Raw genomic sequence first — 20,333 nt, 5'->3', positions numbered from 1 at the left:
CATGTGGGGCACGGTGCCGGCCTATGTAACGATCAAAGCTTGACGGTGGGCGTGTCCTGGTCGAGGCCAAAGGCCTTGTGCAAGGCGCGCACGGCAAGTTCCATATACTTGTCGTTGATGATGACCGAGGTTTTGATTTCGCTGGTGCTGATCATCTGGATGTTGATGCCTTCTTCGGCCAGCGTACGGAACATCAGGCTGGCGACGCCGACGTGGCTGCGCATGCCAATACCGACGATGGACACCTTGCAGACCTTGTCGTCGGGAACGACTTCGGCGGCACCGACGGCGGGCGCGATCTGGTTCTTGAGCAGATCGAGCGTGCGCGCAAAATCGTTGCGATTGACGGTGAAGGAGAAGTCAGTCGTGCCTTGCACAGACTGGTTCTGGACGATGGTGTCGATATCGATGTTGGCAGCGGCGACGGGGCCCAGGATGGCGAATGCGACGCCCGGCTTGTCGGGTACGGCCAGCAAGGTAAGCTTGGCTTCGTCGCGGCTGAAGGCGATGCCCGAAACAACGGCAGCTTCCATTTTCTTATCTTCCTCGAAAGTAATCAGTGTGCCCGAAGACATTTCTTCTTCGAGCGGAATCATGGGGTCGGTCAGGGATGAGAGCACACGCACAGGCACGCGGTATTTGCCGGCGAATTCGACCGAGCGTATCTGCAGCACCTTGGAGCCCAGCGAGGCCATTTCCAGCATTTCCTCGAAGGAGACGACATTGAGCCGGCGTGCTTCGGGCACGACGCGCGGATCGGTGGTGTAGACGCCGTCGACATCGGTGAAGATGAGGCATTCGTCGGCGCCCAGCGCGGCGGCTACGGCCACTGCGGAGGTATCGGAGCCGCCGCGCCCCAGCGTGGTGATGTTGTTTTCTGCGTCCACGCCTTGAAAGCCGGTGACGATGACCACGCGGCCGGCGTCAAGATCGGCGCGGATGCGGGAGTCGTCGATCGATTCGATGCGGGCCTTGGTGTACGAGGAATCGGTGCGCACCGGCACCTGCCAGCCAGCATAGCTGCGCGCGGGCACACCCTGCGACAGCAGCGCCATGGCCAAGAGGGAACTGCTGGCCTGTTCACCCGTGGCTGCCAGCATATCGAGCTCGCGGGTATCGGGCTGGGGCGTGATTTCTTTGGCTAGGCCCAGCAGGCGGTTGGTTTCGCCTGACATGGCGGACGGCACCACGATAACCTGGTGCCCGGCTGCCTGCCACTTGGCGACGCGGCGGGCGACATTCTGGATGCGCTCGATGGATCCCATCGAAGTGCCGCCGTATTTGTGAACGATCAGGGACATCTTTTACTCTGCGTTAATGGATGACATCAGTGAAAAGCCTGGATCCGCGCTGAACGTGCCGGCTTTACCCCGACGCAGATAGGCAAACGGGCTATTTTAGCGTTTTTCGCAGGCGCTGTCGGCGCAGTGCGGTACGGCGGGCCAAGCTTGCCAGCCGCAGCATGCGCCGGCGAAATCAGCAAGGCCCGGTGCGCAAGGAACGCGGGACATGGCCACCACCGGCATGCGCACGCCGCGCCAGCCAAACAGATCAATAGACCGCGCGCTCCACACCCACCCTTCCCCGCTTACACACGATCAGGTAGTCGCCGTGTTTGACCTGCATCTGCCGATCATGCCCCAAGGCATGCAACTGCCTGAGCTGGCGCATGAGATCGCGCAGGCGCGCGTCGGTGGGCATCCGCAGGCCCAGGCCTGCCAGCCAGTGGCGCAAGACCAGCGCCTGGCGCGGCGCCGACAACAGCCGCCAAGCCGCCAGCGAAAAATCAGTACCGTCGGCGGACGGCGCCAGTGTCGCGAAATCCTGCGCCGCTACCTCATCGAGGATGTCCCGCAATTCGGCGCTCTGGCGCGCATGGCGGGCCAGAGCGTCCTGCCAGCCCGGCCAGCGATCATTGAGCGCTGGGGCCAACCGTTCGCGCACAGCAGCGCGGGTGTAGTGCTCGTCGACATTGGTGGGATCCTGCACTGGCTTCCAGCCCGTGTGCCGGGCAAAGGCGCCCGCCTGGGCCAGAATGAGGTCGCGGCGGATGTCCAGCCACGGGCGCGCGTAGGTAATGCCGTCTCGTACGGTAAGCGGCGCCATGGCGGCCAAGCCCGTAGGCCCTGCCCCGCGCAGCAGGCGCAGTAGCACGGTTTCGGCTTGGTCGTCGAGGTGATGCGCCAGCAGAACATGCTGTATGCCCAGGGCATGTGCCAAGCCAGCCAGCGCAGCATAGCGGGCATCGCGCGCGGCGGATTCGATGCCGTCGCTGCGGCTTGCGGCCGCCTCGATACGCACATAACAGGTGTGGCATGACAGACCAAGCAAGCGCGCCAGCGTATGGGCGTGTTCCTGCCAGTCGTCGGCGCTGGCTTGCAGGCCGTGATGCACATGCAGGCAATGCAAGGCCAAGCCACGCTGGCGCGCAACGCGCGCAGCGTGCGCGGCCAGCATGGCGGAATCGGCCCCGCCGCTGAGCGCGACGGCAATGGACGCATTCACTGCGCTGCCCTGCGCAAGCCCGTCCAGCGCGCTCGCAATGGCCCGCAGCAGTGGCCCGCTAGCGGGCGTTTGCCAGAACGCCGCGTCAGGCATGGCTGTTTAGCCGGCTTCTTGGAAGCGACCGTAAGACATCAGGCGGGCCAGGCGCTGCTGAAGAAGTTGTTCGGTGGACAAGCCTTGCACCTGGCGCAGCGAATCGGACAAGGCCCGGCCGAGCTGGCGAGCCATCATGGCTGGGTCGCGGTGCGCGCCGCCGACAGGCTCGTTGACGATGCGATCGATCAGGCCGAGTTCTTTGAGGCGCGGCGCCGTGATGGCGAGCGCCTCGGCGGCTACCGAGGCCTTATCGGCGCTGCGCCAGAGAATGGAGGCGCAGCCTTCGGGTGAAATTACCGCGTAAGTGGCATATTGCAGCATCATGACAACGTCGCCCACGGCGATGGCCAACGCACCGCCAGACCCACCTTCGCCGATCACGGTAACAATAATGGGCACCTTGAGCTCGGCCATGGCGTACAGATTATGGCCGATGGCTTCTGATTGCCCGCGTTCCTCGGCACCGATGCCGGGATACGCGCCCGGGGTGTCGACGAAGGTAAAGATGGGCAGCTTGAATTTTTCGGCCAGACGCATGAGGCGCAGCGCCTTGCGATAGCCTTCGGGGCGAGGCATGCCGAAGTTACGCATGGCGCGCTCTTTGGTGTCGCGGCCTTTCTGGTGGCCGATGACCATGCAGGGTATGCCGTTGAAACGCGCCAGGCCGCCAATGATGGACTGGTCGTCGGCATACATGCGGTCGCCGTGCAACTCGTGAAAATCGGTGAAAAGCTCGCGCAGGTAATCGAGCGTGTAAGGCCGCTGCGGATGCCGCGCGACCAGGGCCGTTTGCCAAGGCGTGAGCTTGGCATAGATGCTCTTGGCCAATGCCTGGTTTTTCTGTTGCAGCCGGCTGACCTCTTCTGAGATATCGACGGCAGAGTCGGTTTGCACGAAACGCAACTCTTCAATCTTGTTCTCGAGCTCGGCCAGCGGCTGCTCGAATTCCAGGTAGGTATTACGCATAGGAGCTATGTTATCCCGAATGAGGCAATGCGTTGTCAGTAGCGTACGCAGGCAAGGTCGAGGCTGCGCCAGAGATACCAAGTGGCGACTGTACGCCACGGCGCCCAAGCCTGGGCAACTTCCCGCGCTTCGAAGCGCGACACGGGTTCGCCACTGAAATAGTGTAGCGAAATTGCCTTGAGCAGAGACAGGTCGTCCAGGGGAAGGACATCTGGCCGCTGCAGGTTGAAGATTAGAAACATTTCAGCCGTCCAACGGCCGATGCCGCGAATCGCGCACAGTTCGGCAATGACGGCTTCGTCGTCCATGCCCTGCCACGCGGACGGCTTGACCTTTTTATCAGCGAAATGCAGCGCGAGATCGAGAATGTATTCGGCCTTGCGCTTGGACAGGCCAAGCTCGCGGATACCGGCCTCGGCGACTCGGATGACGGTGCGCGGCGTAGGCGTGCGCCCGCATGCCTGGATGAAGCGCGCCCATTGTGTATTGGCGGCGCTCACGGAAATCTGCTGGCCAACGATGGCGCGGGCCAGCGTGACGAAAGGCGTGCCGGGCGCAGCGAGCCATTCGGTGCGATGCTGCGGGATGAGCTTTTTAAGGATGCGGTCGCGGCCCATCAAATGAGCGGAGGCTTCGTCCCAAAATAGGGGCTTGACGTTATCGGGCACGATACTGTCTGACATGAAACCGCCCCGTTACGCGCGACGCCACTGGGTGAGGCCACCCGGCTTGTCTTCGAGTTCGATGCCCTGCTTATGCAGCGACGCACGGATTTCGTCGGCACGGGCGAAATCGCGGGCCTTCTTGGCCGCCGCCCGCTCATCGATGAGCGCGTCGATGGCCTCGTCGGCCAGCGCCTCGCCCACCGTTGCGCCACCGGCGCGCTGCAGATAACGACTGGGCGAGCGCAGATACTGCGCCGGATCCATCTGCAGCAGACCGAGCAGGCCGCCCAGCGCGCGCATCAGGCCGCTGGCGTGCGCTGATTGGGTGCGATTGGCCTCGCTGGCCAACTCGAACAGCACGGCGACCGCGCCCGATGTGTTGAAGTCGTCATCCATGGCGGCGCGGAAGGCCTGCGGATGTGGATGGTCCCAATTGATCTCGACAGACTCAGGCGGCACGTTGTGCAATGCCTGATACAGCCGGTCAAGTGCGTTCTGCGCATCAAGCAGGTTGTCGGGCGCGTAATTTTGCGGGCTGCGGTAATGATTGCGCACAATGAAGAAGCGCAGCATTTCGGCCTCGCGCGGATTGGCGCGATAGTTGGCGCTGCTGTCGGGCAATTTGGCATCTGCCGCGATGGTGGCGCGGATGGTGCGGAAATTACCCAACGATTTGGACATCTTGTCGGCATCCACCATCAATGGGCCGCAATGCATCCACACCGACGCCAAAGTACCGCCGAATGCGCCTTCGGTTTGCGCGATTTCGTTTTCGTGATGCGGGAATTTGAGATCGGGGCCGCCGCCATGGATATCGAGCGGCAAGCCAAGCAATGCCTTGCTCATGGCCGAGCATTCAATGTGCCAGCCCGGCCGGCCCAGGCCGTACGGGGACTCCCATTTGGACTCGGGTGGCTCTTCTTCTTTGGCGGTTTTCCAGAGCACGAAATCGAGCGGATCGTGCTTGCCCGCGGACACGGCCACACGCTCGCCAGCGCGCAGGTCGTCGAGCGAACGGCCGGACAGCTTGCCGTAGCCCTCGAAGTGGCGCACGGCGTAGTTGACGTCACCGTCGTCGGAGCGGTAAGCCAGGCCGTTTTGCTCGAGCAAGCTGATGATGCCGAGCATATCGCCAACGTGCTCGGTGGCGCGAGGTTCGTAGTCGGGCGTCTGCACGCCCAACGCGCGCTCGTCGGCGTGCATGGCATCAATGTAGAAGGTAGTGACTTGGCTCATGCGCTGGCCCGTCTGCACCGCCTTGCGGATGATTTTATCGTCGATGTCGGTGATGTTGCGCACATAGCGGACATCGTAGCCGCTGGCCCGCAGCCAACGCTGCACGACATCGAAGCTGACCAGCATACGCGCATGGCCGAGATGACAGAAATCGTAGACTGTCATGCCACACACATACATGCGCACCTTGCCCGCTTCAACGGTTTTGAATGGCTCTTTGGTACGAGAAAGGGTGTTATAAATGTGCAGCATGTGCGATCAAAAACGAATATCAGTCGGAGCCCGGCGCCCTGGTCAACAATAGAACCGCATGCTGTAAACTCGATTCGAGACAGCAGGCAAGGCTAAAATGGCGGTCGATTAGTATAGCAAGCCCTTACAGTACTTACAGAAGGCGCACCACCCGTGGCTCGAATTTCACCTTATGTATTGACAATTGCCCTGGCAGCAGGGGCTGTGGCGTCTGGCGCCAGCCAGGCCCAAATGGCCGCGCTGACACCACATGTCGATCTTAACGCGACCATCGGGGTGGGTCCAGCCAACCCTGTTTTCAGTGGCGACACCATTGCTTTGCCGGTACGGCATGCTACCGGCCCGCTGTTCGACGATCAGCCGGAGCCTCAGAAAGGATGGAAAGCATTGGCTCGCCTGCTCGAAGCGGCCACCCCAAAGGTTGACACAAGCATTCCCCTGACACCCTCCCAGATCACCGACCGCATTCAGGCGCTGATCGACCAGGGCGACTACCAGCAGGCGCTCGGCATCATCGAAAAACGTGAAACACAATTGGCCGACCAGGGCGGCATCGGCACTGATGTACAGCTTATGTTCCTGCATGGCCGCGCGTTGGCGGGGCTGGAGCGGCACAATGAAGCGATCGATGTCTACCGTCACATGACAACCACATACCCTGAGCTGCCCGAACCCTGGAACAACCTCGCGTCGGAGTACGTCAAGCAAGGCAAGCTCGACATGGCGCGCGAGGCCTTGAACATGGCATTGGCGGCCGATCCCAACTATGCCACGGCGCGAGCCAACCTGGGCGATGTCGATCTTATGCTGGCGCGTCGCGAATTCGAGCATGCCGCACGCCTGGGTGTCAGCGATGCCGCCGCACGGGCAGAGGAAACCACAAGGATCATCAAGCGTTGAATACTTTCCTAGTACACTCCACCCGCATGCTCGCCCGGCCGGCGGCCGTTCTGAGCATCGTTGTTTGCGCGGCGCTGCCGGCGCTGTTCTTCAGCGGGGCCGGGCAGGCCGCGCCAACCTCATCCAACCAAGGTACCTCTATGAGCACATCTCCCCGCGTCAGCCTGCAAACCAGCCAGGGCGATATCCTGATTGAACTGAACGCAGAAAAGGCGCCCAAAACCGTCGAAAGCTTTCTTACTTATGTCAAGGAAGGCTTCTACGATGGCACCATTTTTCACCGGATCATCAATAACTTCATGATCCAGGGTGGTGGCTTCGAAGCAGGCATGAAGCAAAAGCCAACACACGCCCCCATCGAGAACGAAGCCAACAACGGCCTGAAGAACGAACGCTACACGCTGGCCATGGCCCGTACGGCCGATCCGCACTCGGCCACCGCGCAGTTCTTCATCAACGTGGCCGACAACGACTTTCTCAATTTCACCGCCCCCACGCCTAACGGCTGGGGCTACGCCGTGTTCGGCAAAGTTGTCGAAGGCACCGAGGTGGTCGATAAGATCAAGGGCGTGCAAACCGGCAGCAAGGGCTTTCATCAAGACGTTCCGGTGACAGACGTGGTGATCGAGAAGGCGACAGTCGTCGAATAAGCTTGCCCGCCCCCATTGCGCGTCTGGCGCTGGCGGGCACCGTCTGGGTTGCCTCGGATATTCATCTCGGCCCCGCGGTGCCCGCCACCGCCCAGGCGTTCTATCGTTTTCTGGATGACGCCGCCACGCGCGCCGATGCGCTGGTTTTGTGCGGCGACATTTTCGACGCCTGGATAGGCGACGACTATGCCCTGCGCGAGCCACCGGCCTGGCTGGCAGATGCCCTAGGGCATCTGCGTCACACGGCATCGCGCATCCCGCTGTGGCTGGGGCGCGGCAACCGCGATTTTCTGATGGGCCTCGGCTTGGCACGGGCGCTCGGCGCACAGCTACTGCCCGAACCCGTCATGCTCAACACCGACGCTGGCTTTATCCTACTGTCGCACGGCGACGAATACTGCACCGGCGACCCGGGCTACCAGCGCTTTCGGCGCGTGGTGCGCCACCCCGGAGTACAGCGCGTGTTTCTATCACTGGGGCTGCCCACGCGACGGCGCATTGCCGATTGGGCCCGCCGGCGCAGCCAGGCATCCAACCGCTACAAGCCTCGCGACATCATGGACGTGGCGCCCGAGGCGATCAAAAAAGCTTTCACGGACAGCGGTGCGCGCATTATGGTGCACGGGCATACCCATAGGCCTGCGGTACACGCTGTGCAGATGCCTGCCGGGGCCTGCACCCGCATCGTGCTGCCAGACTGGGACTTCGACCACGACCACCCAGGGCGCGGCGGCTGGCTGGCCATAGACCGGCATGGCCCCGTGCTGCACACACTCAAGAAGTAAAGAAAACACGGGCCTGTTGGCCCTGCAGGGGCGGTGAGCACCCGCCCACCTGTGCGAGCCTGGCGCCCCGATCAGCGGGCTAACAGCCAGATGGCCACGACAACCCCCAACCCGATGCGATACCAGGCGAATGGCCGGTACGTATGCCGCGATACAAACTTGAGGACCGCCCGCACGACTACGAGTGCGCTCAAGAATGCCGCAATAAAGCCGACCACGATAGCGGTGGTTTGCGCCTCGGTGAGCGCACCTGCATTGCGATACAGATCGTAGACCGTTGCAGCCAGCATGGTGGGCATTGCCAGGAAGAACGAGAATTCAGTGGCTGTCTTGCGCTGGATGCCAGCAATCATGCCGCTGATGATGGTAGCGCCCGAACGTGACGTGCCCGGCACCATGGCCAAGCACTGCGCGAAGCCAACTACCAGCGCCTGCTTCCAGTTGATTTCCTCTAGCGTACGCGCCGTGACCCGCGTTGCCGACATGCTGTCATGGGAGGCGTCGTGGCCAAAGGTGTCGGCCGTATGTTTGGCGTACTGGGGCTTTCGCTCGACCCACAGCATGATGATGCCCCCTACCACCAGCGTTACCACGAACACCCCGGGGTTGTGGAACAGGGCTTTAATGTATTTGATGGCGAGCGCCCCCACCACCGCAGCGGGCAGAAAGGCAATGAGGAGATTGCGCATGAACATGATTTCGCTGCGCTCGCCCCGCAAGGTGCCTGCGATGAGCTGCCACAGCCGCATGCGAAAAATCCAGATGACGGCAAGTATGGACCCGAACTGAATGACCACCTCGAAAACCTTGTCGCTGCCGGATGAGAAATCGATCCAGTCTCCCAGGAGGAGCAGGTGTGCGGTACTGGATACTGGAATGAACTCGGTAAAACCTTCGATCAGCCCCAGGAGTGTTGCCTTGAGCATGAACCATACTGAATCGGTCATAGATGCTGCTTCACAGATTGTTGTTGTCGGAGTGCGCCGCCTTGATAGGCAGGCGTTCGATGCGCACGGTTGCGATCCGGCGCCCATCGAGCCGCACCACTGTAAACCGGAACACGACTTCCTGATGCTTCATTTCGCAACTTTCTCCCTCTGTTGGCAGGTGGCCGAAGCGATCGAGCAGGTAACCCGCAAGTGTTGCATAGTCTGCGTGCTCGTCAACCAGGCCATCAGTATTCAGCAGCAGCTCGAGGTGGTGCAAGTCGGCGGCGCCATCGGCCTGCCAGCTATCTTCGCCCTCAGGGGTGATGTCGGGCGTTTCGTCTTCGTCGGGAAATTCTCCGGCAATGGCCTCGAAAACGTCGATGGGCGTGACCACGCCTTGGATGGCGCCGAATTCGTCAGCCACCAACACCAACTGCCCCCGCGAACGCTTAAGGGTGTCCATCAGCCGCAGCACGCCAATTGATTCGTGCACAATGACTGGCTCGCGCAGGCGGCTGAGCCGCAAAGAACCTTGCCGAATCAGGTCGGCAATCATCTCCTTGGCCCTGCCCACGCCCATCACCTCGTCCAGCGTACCCCGGCAGACCGGAAAGAAGCTGTGCGGTGACTGCGCAATCTGGGCACGCTGCACGTCGGGTGGATCATTCAGGTCGATCCAGGAAATGTCATTGCGTGGCGTCATGATGGAATGAATAGACCGTTCGGCGAGCGTCAGCACGCCGCTGACCATGTAGCGTTCTTCGTCCTGGAACATCTTGCTCGGAGCACCGCCCGCAGTGGCCCTGGCGGCGTCATGCCCTCTGTCCATACCCAGCATGCGCAGCACGCCCTGAGCCGTGCGTTCGCGCAGCGGACGCCTGGCGTCGATGCGCCGCATATTACGTCGCATCAATTGATTGAATATCTCGATAACAACCGAAAAAGTAATGGCCGCGTACAAGTAGCCTTTGGGCACCGGGAAGCCAAAGCCCTCAGCGAGCAACGAAAACCCAATGGTCAGCAGAAAGCCCAGGCACAGCATGACGACCGTAGGGTGGTGATTGACGAACTGCGTGAGCGGCTTGGACGCGACCACCATGAGGCCAATGGCGATGATGACCGCCAGCATCATGATGCTGAGATGATCCACCATCCCCACGGCCGTTACCACAGCATCGAGCGAAAACACCGCATCAAGGATGACGATTTGCGTGACAATGACCCAGAAGCCCGCATGCACGTGCGCGCCAGAAGCGCGCGCGGGCTTGCCTTCTACACGCTCGTGGATTTCCAGCGTACCCTTGAGCAACAGGAACAGGCCGCCGAAAATGAGGATCAGGTCACGCCCTGAGAACTGCAGCGGCCCAACAGCGAAGAACGGCGCAGTGAGCTTGATGAGCCATGACATGACCGACAGCAGCACAAGCCGCATCAGCAAGGCCAGCAGCAGGCCGGTGATGCGGGCGCGATCACGCTGAGCCGGTGGTAGCTTGTCGACGAGTATTGCGATGAAGATGAGGTTATCGATCCCGAGTACGATCTCGAGAATAATCAGCGTCAGCAGGCCCAACCAGCCCGACGCCTCCAGCATCCACTCCATCAGGCAATCCTCATCTGAAAAGCCGCGGCAGGCGGCCATCCATGACGCCTTGACGCCGCCGGACCGGCATAGGCGCCGACAGGGTCAGTGCCGCAACTTACCTGCCCGCCGTATGGCGGTGGCGCATCAAGGCAGCGCATTCGGACACAGGGCGCGAAACAAGCACCGCCCAAGCCCGTATCGCCGCACGTCTGCATCAGGGCTGCTGCAGATAGGCCAACATCTGCGGGAATATCTTGGGTGTGGACGCCACAATGCTTCCGCTCTGCATCCACCCTTGTTCGCCCGAGAAATCGGCGGTCAGGCCACCGGCCTCGAGCACCAGCAGGCCGCCTGCAGCCATGTCCCAGGGCTTGAGATTGAAACCGCAGAAACCATCAAGGCGCCCCGCTGCCACATAGGCCATATCGAGCACAGTGGAACCCAGGCGCCGGGCGGCGGCGCATTCTGCCAGCATTTTTTCGAAGCGGCTGCCCTGGCTGCCGGAAGCCGAGCGCGGCAAGTGGGCGCCCAACAGCGCATCGTGGTAACGCAATTGGCCCGACACCCGGACGCGGCGGTCGTTCAGAAATGCGCCACCACCCCGGCTGGCAGTGAACAGTTCGTTGCGAGATGGATCGTAGACCACGGCCTGTGTAATCTGCCCGCGCTGGGCCAGCGCAATTGAAATGGCGTAGATAGGCATGCCGTGAATGAAGTTGGTCGTGCCGTCCAGGGGATCAATAATCCACTGGTTTTCTGGCGTGACGCCGTCTTTCTGGCCTGCCGCCGGGTGGGTGCCGGACTCTTCGCCCAGGAAGCCGTGATCGGGATAGGCAGTGCGCAGCACGTCGATAATGGCCGCCTCTGCGGCGTGATCGACTTCCGTGACATAATCTTTGGGCCCTTTGCGCGCCACCTGCAGGCGTTCGAGGTCCAGGCTGGCGCGATTGATGATGGCGCCGGCGCGGCGTGCCGCCTTGATGGCGGTATTGAGCATCGGGTGCATAGAATTCCGTATTGTTAACGTGCAGAAACTGCAGAAATCATAGTGCCGCGCAAACCATTACCGCGCACGCGGCACTTCAAACCAGCTATTTTAAATGACTCCGGCACATCCCTCTGATTCAGGCGCCGCCAGCCCGGCAGCGCTGTTCAATCGCGTACGCTTCATCATGGTTCAGCCCAGCCACCCCGGCAACGTGGGTGCGGCTGCGCGAGCCATCAAAACCATGGGGTTCCACGATCTTTGCCTGGTGGCGCCACGGTTTGCCGATGTACTCAGCCAGCCCGAGGCGCAATCACTGGCTAGCGGCGCCACAGACGTTCTGGCCGCGGTACAGATCTTTCCGGATCTGCGACACGCGCTGGAGGGGGTGACGCTGGCGTTTGCCATGACAGCCCGCGCGCGTGTCATCGGGCCGCCAGCCTGCGACATCCGTGTAGCCGCCGAAGCCAGCCGCGAACATCTGGCGCTGCCGCTGAACCGTGTCGCGGTTGTGCTGGGCACCGAACGTTCGGGGCTTACCAACGAAGACATCGCCATGTGCCAGCGCATTTGCCATATCCCGGCCAATCCGGCCTATAGCTCCCTGAACGTGTCCCAGGCCTTGCAGCTTGCCGCATGGGAGCTGCGCTACGCCCTGGCCATCACGGCCGGCCTGCCGCTCATGCCCACGACGGAGGGACGGCCTGATGCGGGCAGCCAACTGGCGCCCAACGAAAAAGTGCAGGCCTTGCTCACGCACTGGGAACAAGCCATCACCGAAGTGGGCTTTCTCGATCCCCTGCATCCCAAGAAGCTCATGCCTCGCATGCGGCATATGTTCAGCCGCAACGCGCTGACACAAGATGAGGTGGATATGATGCGCGGGCTGTGCTCAGCCATGATCAAAACCGCGCAGAAAGTACGCGACAAGTAGAATCAAACCGTTGCGCGAAAACACCAAACCCCAGGGGCCGGACACCGCCGCCCCCTGGGGTTTGTCAATTGCGCAGGGCGCTGGCGCCTTGCGGGGCGCCGTCATGGGCGTGATTAGTCCACCGTCGCGCCCGAAGTCTTCACCACCTTACCCCAGGTTTCCACCTCGGACTTGATGAAGGCACCGAACTGCTCGGGCGTCGTGTCGGCGGGCACCGCACCCAACTGGGCGAGCTGCTTCTTGACCTCGGGTTTCTTCAGCGCTTCGCGGATCGCAACGTTGAGCTTCTCGACGATGTCCTTGGGCGTGCCGGCAGGCGCGAGCACACCGAACCACGACGACACATCAAACGTTGGGAAGCCCGACTCTTTCATCGTGGGCAGATTGGGCGCCGTTTCCGAACGCTCGGCGGTGGTCACAGCCAGCGCGCGCAGCTTGCCCGCTTCGACGTGCGGCCATGCCGAGGGCATGTTGTCGAACATAAAGTCCACCTGGCCACCGAGCAGATCGGTAACGGCGGGCGAACTGCCCTTGTAGGGGATATGCACCACATCGACCCCGGCCAGTTGCTTGAACAGTTCACCCGCCATGTGGATGGACGTGCCGCTACCCGAAGATGCAAAGTTCATCTTGCCTGGATTGGCCTTGGCGTAATCGACCAGTTCCTTGACCGATTTGGCGGGTACCTTGGGGTTGACCACCAGCACATTGGGCACTTTCACAGCCAACGCAACCGGGTCGAAATCCTTCTGGATATCGAAGCGAAGGTTTTTGTAGAGCGTCTGGTTGATCGTGCTGGTTACCGCAACCATGTAAAGGGTATAGCCATCGGGCTTGGCACGGGCCACCTGCTCTGCCGCAATATTACTGCCGGCGCCGGGGCGGTTTTCGACCACCACGGGCTGGCCCAGCGCATCGCCAAGCTCTTTGCCGATGATGCGGGCCGATACATCGGTGGTGCCGCCAGCGGAGAAACCGACAACCAAGCGGATGGGCTGCTCGGGATAAGCGGCGAAGGCGGAGGGCGCAGCCACGGCAGCTGCGGTGGCGACTGCGCCAACTGCGAGCTTCTTGAGGCCTGCGGCAAAGGTGGTGCTGAACAACATGAATAGGCTCCTCGGTGAAGGGCCCATACAGCGGGCCCGCACTTACAATGTCCACGAAACGGACGGTCGTATAATAAACCTCAGAATTCTCTGATGTTTTTTGTAACTTTTCAATCTTTGCGTACGCATTGTGGACACTTCGGCATCAAACCCCTCGGACACTGGGCCCCGCACACTCCGGCGTGGGCTAACCGTTCTGCGTGCTCTCCAAGAGCACCCTGAAACGGGATTGAATATTACCGCCCTGTCTCGTGAAACGGGCCTGCAGCGCCCAACCATCTACCGTTTGCTGGCGGCACTGATGGAGGCGGGGTTCGTGCGCGCGCTGGCCGGCACAAAACGCTACGCCGCCACCATGTCGCCCCCAGCCGCGCCAGCGTTCGAGCAAGATGCGCGCATCGCGCTCGCCTACCCGTCGTTGCGCAAACTTGCCGAGGCAACCGGGGACGCCGTATTCCTTGTGGTCCGGGACGGGTACGAATCGCTGAGCCTGTGGCGCGAGATCGGCGCGTATCCTGTACAAATATTGGCCACCTACGCGGGCAAACGCCAGCCGCTGGGCGTCGGCTCGGGCGGCATGGCCTTGCTGGCGAAGCTGAACGATGACACCGTTGAATCGATTATTGATTACAACAGCGACAAACTGGAGCAATACGGCGGCATGTCCACCCGTGAGATGCGCCAACTCGTACTCAATACCCGGACACGCGGCTATTCGGTGGTGGGCAACTACGCGGTGCGGGGAGCGCTGGGGGTGGGATGCGCCCTGTGTGACGCGCATAACGAACCGCTGCTGGCAATCAGTGTCACCGCGATCACGGAACGTATGCCGGCCACCCGACAGCGCGAGATCGCCGCAATGATCCAGGAAGAGCTTAAGGCCATCGCGGGCAAGCTATAGCTTGTTGTCCGCGCCCACAGCACGCACTTCACGGATGGGTACGGGCAGCTTGAGCCCCGCTTGGACTAGGTGCTGTAATGCCGTGCGGTAAAGGTCGAAGCGTACCGCCCAATATTTATCGTTGGGTACCCACACACGCATGTTCACGGTGGCCGTGCTTTCGTTGTATTGCGTCACCATGACCTGCGGCGCCGGGTCGGGCAGCACGTCTGCATGCGCGCGCACCAATTCACCCAGCACACGCAGCGCAGCCTCGAGGTCTTCGTCGTAACGCACTGCTACCTCTACATCGAGGCGCCGTGTTTCATTGCGGCTGTAATTGATGATGGGATTGCCCCATACGAGGCTGTTGGGCAGCGTGAGATGTATACCGTCGAACTGAATCAAGTGCGTGAGGAACAGGCCTACTTCGGCAACCGTGCCATCCCCCTTGCCCACCACGGAAACATATTCGCCTACGCGCAGCGGGCGCAGCACCAGCAGCATGATGCCGGCGGCGATGTTCTGCAGTGTGCCTTGCAGGGCCAGGCCGATGGCCAGGCCGGCGGCACCCAGTACGGCGATGATACTGGCTGTCTGCACACCCAACCGCGCCAGCGCCGCCACCACCACGAATACACGGATCGACCACACCGTGACCGAATAAATCATGGGCACGATAGTGGGATCCACACGCGCCGACCGATGCGCCAACTTGCGCAGCGTGCGGCCGGCCAGGGACGAAAGCCACCATCCCGCCGCCAGGATAATGACCATGATGAGCAGGTTCAGCGCAAGTGTCTGGAAGACGGGCAAATAGGTGGGCAGGTCGGAAAGTTGATCCGGCATGGAAATCCTTCAATCTGTGAATGTCTGCGATGCGGCGCGGGCCGGGGATGACGAACTATCGGTGTATCCGCCGGCCAGGATAGCTGCCGCGCCTGAGGTGATTGTAGACAGCCAAACGGCCACTTATCCACCGGTATTGTGGACAAATGGTCGGATAAATTGGGCACTACTCAAATTATGTTTTATTTTTCAGCGCATTAGCAGCACAGAGCAGTTTTCGCCCAGTCGGGCTCAGGCCGCTCCCGCCATTGCAGCCAAGGGCAGCCCATTATCGAGCCCGAGCGGAGAGCGCAGCCTAAAGTGAACGGCCGCTGATAAGACGAACCAGCACCACGATGATCGCGATAACCAGCAGGACATGGATGAATCCACCGATCGTATAAGACGTGACCAGCCCCAGCAGCCACAGCACGATCAGAATGACAGCGATTGTATAAAGCATCGACGAAGCTCCTCTTCCCCGCATGGCCGATACCCTAAAAAAGGTCGAATCGGCCTGCATATTGGCTAAATGTACGATTTACACGTCGTACGGGATTTACGTGCGTAATGCGCACAAGTTCTGGCTACCGTACGGTTTACTTGCCTACCTCGTGGCCAATAATGCCGCCAACGGCCGCGCCGCCAACGGTGCCAAGGGTGCTTCCACCCGTCAGTACAGCACCGCCCAGTGCGCCTGCGCCTGCGCCAATGACAGTGCTCCGGTCTTGCCGCGACATGCCGCTACATGCCACCAGGCTACTCGCCAGAACAATCATGACAGCAACAGTCGCGCATCGTTTGGTCGGTTTCATGTGCATACCCCCTGCTTATTGAAATGGCCCCGGCGGGATTTGCCAGGTTACAAATGCCGCAGCAATCCGCGTGCCTATGGCGAATGTCACCCAGGGCCTTTTCGGCCCAGCCCGGGTTGCAGGCACGAACAACCGTTGCGCATCGTTGGCCGCGGCATATCGCCGCTAGCCGCATTGGGCTGTATCCTGGCTTGCTGTATTGCGTCGCATGCGCGGCATACAAATTGCCCAACTGCTTCTCATACTGGGGCCGACGCGGCGAGCGACAGACAGCGCGCCGGCCTGCCGGTTTCGCCCTTACACCCGGACGATGGAGGCCATATGAGCCCAATCATGGAGCACAACAATAACGATGGAGAGGGAACCGTCCTTATTTTTTCTGTGCGCGCGCGCGAGCCGGACCATGAGCGCACCGTACACGAAGCCCTGGGCCGGCGTATCGCAGACCTGCTGGGTATGCGCTATGGCGGCCACCGCCAGCCAGATACCGACTACACCGGCCGTGTTTATCTTATCCCCACCGACACGATAATCGGCGTCACGCACACACGGCGCTTGCGCCTGCTGACCGAAACAGATCTGTTCGGCGGCGCAGCCCCCTACCCCTTTGTGCCTACCAAGGCCATTACCCATCCAGTACTGGATGAAGCCGCAGTGGTTCCGGAAGGATGGTCCACCGCATTCAGCGCCCGCACCCGCGATGCTGTGCTGGCAGGCTACACCGCATTTTCTCTGGACGACGCAATGCGCGCAGGCACACTGCTGCTGCGCCGAGGCCCCGTGCGCGTCAAACCCGTGCTTGCCACTGCCGGGCGCGGCCAGGTTTTGGTGCACGACGCCGCCGCCCTGGGCAAAGCCCTGCAACTGGCTGACACTGAGCGCCTGTCCGACTACGGCATTGTGCTTGAGGAGCACTTGGAATCAGTGCAGACCCTCAGCGTGGGCAGAGTGCGTGTGGGCCCGCACGAAGCCAGCTATGTCGGCACCCAATCACTGACACCCGACAATACTGGTGAACTGGTCTACGGCGGCTCCAGCCTGCTTGTGACGCGCGGCGGGTTTGACGCGCTGCTATCGCTGGACCTGGATGACAACAGCCGCCTTGCCATTACACAGGCTCGGCGCTATGACGAGGCGGCCAATGCCTGCTACCCTGGCCTGCTGGCGTCGCGCCGAAATTATGACATCGCGTTGGGCCGCGATGCGCGTGGTGAATGGCGCTGTGGCGTACTGGAGCAGTCATGGCGCATCGGCGGCGCCAGTGCGGCGGAGATTGCCGCCCTGCAGGCCCTGCGCGACAACCCTGCTGTGCGAGCGGTGAACGCCGCCACTGTGGAACGTTTTGGTGCAAACCCGTCACTGCCCGCCGGCGCCCAACTGCTGTACCAGGGCGACGATCCGCATATCGGCCCACTCTGCAAATACCTCCTGGTCCAGCCCGCCATCCACGACGCGCCGCGCCACACGTTGCCCCGCTCAGGCGCGGGGTGCGAGGGCGAAGACCACTGGCCACCCGCACAGTACGGGATGGCGTCATAATATGAATAAAGGTTTTATTTCCAACGGTTCAGATTATGGGGACAAACAGTACAAAAATAGAACTCGTCGTCGATGAAGAACACTTGGCCGGCACATTCCTGACGCCCAGTTCCAAAGTGCCCGGCGTGCTTTTTGTGCACGGATGGGGCGGCAGCCAGGATCGCGATCTGGAGCGCGCCCGGGGCATTGCCGGCCTGGGTTGTGTTTGCCTTACCTTCGACCTGCGCGGGCACGAAAAGGGCTCCGAACGCCAGAAAACCGTTACCCGCGCCGAAAATTTGCACGACATCGTCTGCGCCTACGACAAGCTGGTGCAGCATCCCGCCATCGACTCCAACGCCGTGGCCGTGGTGGGCACCAGCTACGGCGCCTATCTTTCCACCATTCTCACCACGCTGCGGCCGGTCAAGTGGCTGTCGCTGCGGGTACCCTCGCTGTACCGGGACGATCAATGGACCTTGCCCAAGCGCCAGCTCAACAGGGAAGACCTCGCGGTATATCGCGGGGCACCGGTGCTGCCGGATGAAAACCGCGCCCTGGCGGCGTGCGCGGCGTTTGCGGGGGACGTCCTGCTGGTCGAGTCGGAACACGACCATTTGGTGCCGCACGCAACCATCATGAGTTACCGGTCGGCTTTCGGGGCCTCCCACTCCATGACGCACCGGGTCATTGATGGCGCCGACCATGCCTTGAGCGAAAAAACCGCGCAGGAAGCCTATACTTCGGTGTTGATAAACTGGATTACGGAGATGGTCGTCGGGGCCCGCGTGGGCAGCCGGGCGGGCGTCCCCAGGCCCTGATACCACGGGTGCATGCCGCGCCCACCGTTCGCTCCCCTTTCCGCATGACGCCTTTTTCCATCCTTGACCTCGCACCCATCATCGAAGGCGGCACCGCCGCCGATTCATTCCGCAATACGCTGGATCTCGCCCGCCATGCCGACGGCTGGGGCTTTCGGCGCTATTGGATGGCCGAGCACCACGGCATGCCCGGCATTGCCAGCGCGGCAACATCGATACTGATCGCCCAGGTGGCGGCGGTTACCCGCAATCTGCGGGTGGGCGCGGGCGGCATCATGCTGCCCAATCACTCGCCGCTGGTGATTGCCGAGCAGTTCGGCACCCTCGAATCGCTGTTTCCGGGCCGTATCGACCTCGGCCTGGGCCGCGCCCCGGGCTCGGACCAGGCAACGGCTCGAGCACTGCGGCGCAATCTGTCCTCCGACGCCGACGATTTCCCGCAAGACGTTGTCGAACTGATGGACTTCATGTCCGACGAGCCGCGGCAAACCGTCATGGCAGTTCCAGGGCGCGGCCTGAAAGTGCCCATCTGGATTCTCGGCTCCAGTCTGTTCGGCGCCCAACTGGCCGCGGCCCTGGGCCTGCCCTACGCCTTCGCGTCGCATTTCGCGCCAGCCCAGATGATGCAGGCCATCGAACTTTACCGCGCCACCTTCCGCCCCTCGGCACATCTGGCCAAGCCCTACGTCATGCTCGGCTTCAACGTGTTCGCGGCCGACACCGACACGCAGGCGCATTATCTGGCCAGCTCCTGGCAGCAGTCATTCGTGAACCTGCGAAGCGGCCATCCCGGCAAACTACCACCGCCGCGCGAGGGCTACTTGGCGCAACTGCCCCCGCCTGCCCGCGAGCTCATTGACCACGTGCTGTCCTGTGCAGCCATTGGCACCCGCGACACGATCGCCGCCCAAACCCAGGCCTTCATCGACCGCACACGCGCCGATGAGCTGATGATTACCTGCAATATGTTCGACCATGCCGCGCGGCTGCGTTCCTACGAAATCGTGGCCAGCCTGCGGGAGGCCGTGGCATGACACAATATGTAGCAACAGATGATTCAATCGCGGCTCGCCTGGCCAAGGTACGACAGCGCATCGATGCCGCTGCGCTGCGAGCGGGCCGCTCGCCGGGTGAGGTTGCACTACTGCCGGTCAGCAAAACCTTCGGCGAAGCGGCCATCCGAGCCGTCGTGGCCGCAGGTGTGCACCGCCTGGGCGAAAACAAAGCCCAGGAGATCCGCAGCAAGTTCGAATTGCTGGCAGACTGCCACATCGATTGGGTGATGATCGGCCACCTCCAAACCAACAAGGCCAAGGATATCGCCCGCATGGCGGCCGAAATCCAGTCACTGGACCGCCTCGATCTGGCTGTGGCGCTGGACCGCCGCCTGCAACAGGAAGGCCGTGCCATCGACGCGCTGGTGCAGGTCAAGACCTCCACCGAACCAACCAAATACGGGCTGCCGCCCGACGAGCTGCCGCAGTTCTTGCGGCACGTGGCGCGCAATATGCCGACGTTGCGCATAAAGGGCCTGATGACACTTGCCATCAACGAACGCGACGACAACGCCGTGCGCGGTTGCTTTCGCTCCCTGCGCGAACTGCGCGACCGCATGCGAGACGAAGCAATCGACGGCGTGGTGATGGAGCAGCTGTCCATGGGCATGAGCGGCGACTTTGAAATCGCCATTGAAGAAGGGGCGACCGAGGTGCGCATCGGCACGGCGATCTTTGGCGGGCGGATTTACAACGACGCCTATTATTGGCCAGAGGGCAAGCCCTCGGGCGGGGCCTGAACCTAATCTATATCAAAGGTTGGCCCGGGCCTGTATGATATCTTCTGACGCTGATTTGCCCGCGTAGCGGCACGCGTTTCCGCTG

21 protein-coding genes are annotated in these 20,333 nt (G+C 61.7%); 9 read left to right on the top strand and 12 right to left on the bottom strand.

The window, feature by feature from the left end; all coding sequences use genetic code 11:
• Nucleotides 1-32 precede the first annotated feature (32 nt).
• The 5 genes from LOL23_RS14130 to cysS all read right to left on the bottom strand — a co-directional run bounded on the left by LOL23_RS14130 (nt 33) and on the right by cysS (nt 5,720).
• Nucleotides 33-1,301: an aspartate kinase gene (locus tag LOL23_RS14130; RefSeq protein WP_160979077.1), complete on the bottom strand. Its 1,269-nt coding sequence runs from the start codon at nt 1,299-1,301 to the stop codon at nt 33-35.
• 250 nt (nt 1,302-1,551) lie between these two features.
• The gene (tilS, locus tag LOL23_RS14125; RefSeq protein ID WP_237173766.1) at nt 1,552-2,598 is read right to left on the bottom strand and encodes a tRNA lysidine(34) synthetase TilS; all 1,047 of its coding nucleotides are present in this window, start codon (nt 2,596-2,598) and stop codon (nt 1,552-1,554) included.
• A 6-nt stretch (nt 2,599-2,604) separates the two neighbouring features.
• A complete protein-coding gene (locus LOL23_RS14120) occupies nt 2,605-3,567 on the bottom strand; it encodes an acetyl-CoA carboxylase carboxyltransferase subunit alpha (RefSeq protein WP_160979073.1) in 963 nt (320 codons plus the stop codon).
• 35 nt (nt 3,568-3,602) lie between these two features.
• Nucleotides 3,603-4,250 (bottom strand): DNA-3-methyladenine glycosylase family protein, encoded by a 648-nt coding sequence (locus LOL23_RS14115; protein ID WP_160979071.1) that lies wholly within the window; start codon nt 4,248-4,250, stop codon nt 3,603-3,605.
• A 12-nt stretch (nt 4,251-4,262) separates the two neighbouring features.
• The gene (cysS, locus tag LOL23_RS14110; RefSeq protein ID WP_160979069.1) at nt 4,263-5,720 is read right to left on the bottom strand and encodes a cysteine--tRNA ligase; all 1,458 of its coding nucleotides are present in this window, start codon (nt 5,718-5,720) and stop codon (nt 4,263-4,265) included.
• 153 nt (nt 5,721-5,873) lie between these two features.
• On the opposite strand from cysS, the gene LOL23_RS14105 reads away from it, so the two are divergent.
• The 3 genes from LOL23_RS14105 to LOL23_RS14095 all read left to right on the top strand — a co-directional run bounded on the left by LOL23_RS14105 (nt 5,874) and on the right by LOL23_RS14095 (nt 8,055).
• Nucleotides 5,874-6,620, top strand: a complete 747-nt coding sequence (locus LOL23_RS14105) for a tetratricopeptide repeat protein (RefSeq protein ID WP_237173765.1) — start codon at nt 5,874-5,876, stop codon at nt 6,618-6,620.
• 140 nt (nt 6,621-6,760) lie between these two features.
• On the top strand, nt 6,761-7,270 hold the full coding sequence (locus LOL23_RS14100; RefSeq protein ID WP_202411692.1) for a peptidylprolyl isomerase: 510 nt from the start codon (nt 6,761-6,763) through the stop codon (nt 7,268-7,270).
• A gap of 14 nt (nt 7,271-7,284) precedes the next feature.
• Nucleotides 7,285-8,055, top strand: coding sequence for a UDP-2,3-diacylglucosamine diphosphatase (locus LOL23_RS14095; protein WP_160979340.1), 771 nt, complete (start codon nt 7,285-7,287; stop codon nt 8,053-8,055).
• A 71-nt stretch (nt 8,056-8,126) separates the two neighbouring features.
• On the opposite strand, the gene LOL23_RS14090 is transcribed toward LOL23_RS14095, so the two are convergent.
• The 3 genes from LOL23_RS14090 to LOL23_RS14080 form a co-directional block, all read right to left on the bottom strand.
• Nucleotides 8,127-9,002: an undecaprenyl-diphosphate phosphatase gene (locus LOL23_RS14090; protein WP_160979067.1), complete on the bottom strand. Its 876-nt coding sequence runs from the start codon at nt 9,000-9,002 to the stop codon at nt 8,127-8,129.
• Between the two features lie 10 nt (nt 9,003-9,012).
• Nucleotides 9,013-10,584, bottom strand: a complete 1,572-nt coding sequence (locus LOL23_RS14085) for a TerC family protein (RefSeq protein WP_160979065.1) — start codon at nt 10,582-10,584, stop codon at nt 9,013-9,015.
• A gap of 196 nt (nt 10,585-10,780) precedes the next feature.
• Complete coding sequence (locus LOL23_RS14080; protein ID WP_160979063.1) at nt 10,781-11,572, bottom strand: inositol monophosphatase family protein; 792 nt, start codon at nt 11,570-11,572, stop codon at nt 10,781-10,783.
• Between the two features lie 166 nt (nt 11,573-11,738).
• Between LOL23_RS14080 and LOL23_RS14075 the strand changes: the two genes are divergently transcribed.
• Entirely contained in the window at nt 11,739-12,485 is a 747-nt protein-coding gene (locus LOL23_RS14075; protein ID WP_237173779.1) for an RNA methyltransferase, read from the top strand.
• 113 nt (nt 12,486-12,598) lie between these two features.
• On the opposite strand, the gene LOL23_RS14070 is transcribed toward LOL23_RS14075, so the two are convergent.
• Nucleotides 12,599-13,591, bottom strand: coding sequence for a tripartite tricarboxylate transporter substrate binding protein (locus tag LOL23_RS14070; RefSeq protein ID WP_160979059.1), 993 nt, complete (start codon nt 13,589-13,591; stop codon nt 12,599-12,601).
• A 130-nt stretch (nt 13,592-13,721) separates the two neighbouring features.
• Here LOL23_RS14070 and LOL23_RS14065 point away from each other — a divergent pair, with 130 nt between their 5' ends.
• Complete coding sequence (locus LOL23_RS14065) at nt 13,722-14,492, top strand: IclR family transcriptional regulator (protein WP_160979057.1); 771 nt, start codon at nt 13,722-13,724, stop codon at nt 14,490-14,492.
• On the opposite strand, the gene LOL23_RS14060 is transcribed toward LOL23_RS14065, so the two are convergent.
• The 3 genes from LOL23_RS14060 to osmB all read right to left on the bottom strand — a co-directional run bounded on the left by LOL23_RS14060 (nt 14,487) and on the right by osmB (nt 16,114).
• Nucleotides 14,487-15,320 (bottom strand): mechanosensitive ion channel family protein, encoded by an 834-nt coding sequence (locus tag LOL23_RS14060; RefSeq protein ID WP_237173764.1) that lies wholly within the window; start codon nt 15,318-15,320, stop codon nt 14,487-14,489. The genes LOL23_RS14065 and LOL23_RS14060 overlap by 6 nt on opposite strands.
• Nucleotides 15,321-15,615: 295 nt before the next feature.
• Nucleotides 15,616-15,762, bottom strand: coding sequence for a lmo0937 family membrane protein (locus LOL23_RS14055; protein WP_160979053.1), 147 nt, complete (start codon nt 15,760-15,762; stop codon nt 15,616-15,618).
• A 136-nt stretch (nt 15,763-15,898) separates the two neighbouring features.
• On the bottom strand, nt 15,899-16,114 hold the full coding sequence (osmB, locus tag LOL23_RS14050; protein ID WP_237173763.1) for an osmotically-inducible lipoprotein OsmB: 216 nt from the start codon (nt 16,112-16,114) through the stop codon (nt 15,899-15,901).
• 321 nt (nt 16,115-16,435) lie between these two features.
• On the opposite strand from osmB, the gene LOL23_RS14045 reads away from it, so the two are divergent.
• Genes LOL23_RS14045 through LOL23_RS14030 form a run of 4 tightly spaced genes read left to right on the top strand, consistent with a single transcriptional unit; the run spans nt 16,436 to nt 20,248 of the window.
• Nucleotides 16,436-17,653 carry a DUF3182 family protein gene (locus tag LOL23_RS14045; protein ID WP_237173762.1) on the top strand — a complete coding sequence of 406 codons (1,218 nt, stop codon included), beginning with the start codon at nt 16,436-16,438 and terminating at the stop codon, nt 17,651-17,653.
• A gap of 35 nt (nt 17,654-17,688) precedes the next feature.
• Nucleotides 17,689-18,453, top strand: a complete 765-nt coding sequence (locus LOL23_RS14040) for an alpha/beta hydrolase family protein (RefSeq protein ID WP_160979049.1) — start codon at nt 17,689-17,691, stop codon at nt 18,451-18,453.
• 44 nt (nt 18,454-18,497) lie between these two features.
• Entirely contained in the window at nt 18,498-19,487 is a 990-nt protein-coding gene (locus tag LOL23_RS14035) for an LLM class flavin-dependent oxidoreductase (RefSeq protein ID WP_160979047.1), read from the top strand.
• On the top strand, nt 19,484-20,248 hold the full coding sequence (locus tag LOL23_RS14030; protein ID WP_160979045.1) for a YggS family pyridoxal phosphate-dependent enzyme: 765 nt from the start codon (nt 19,484-19,486) through the stop codon (nt 20,246-20,248). The genes LOL23_RS14035 and LOL23_RS14030 overlap by 4 nt, the downstream gene beginning before the upstream one ends.
• Nucleotides 20,249-20,333: the final 85 nt, after the last annotated feature.

Origin of the sequence: Paracandidimonas lactea (assembly GCF_021653995.1) — a bacterium.
Taxonomy (GTDB): domain Bacteria; phylum Pseudomonadota; class Gammaproteobacteria; order Burkholderiales; family Burkholderiaceae_B; genus Allopusillimonas; species Allopusillimonas lactea.
The sequence above is the reverse complement of the archived record's forward strand: the minus strand, read 5'-3'. Positions and strand labels throughout refer to the sequence as shown.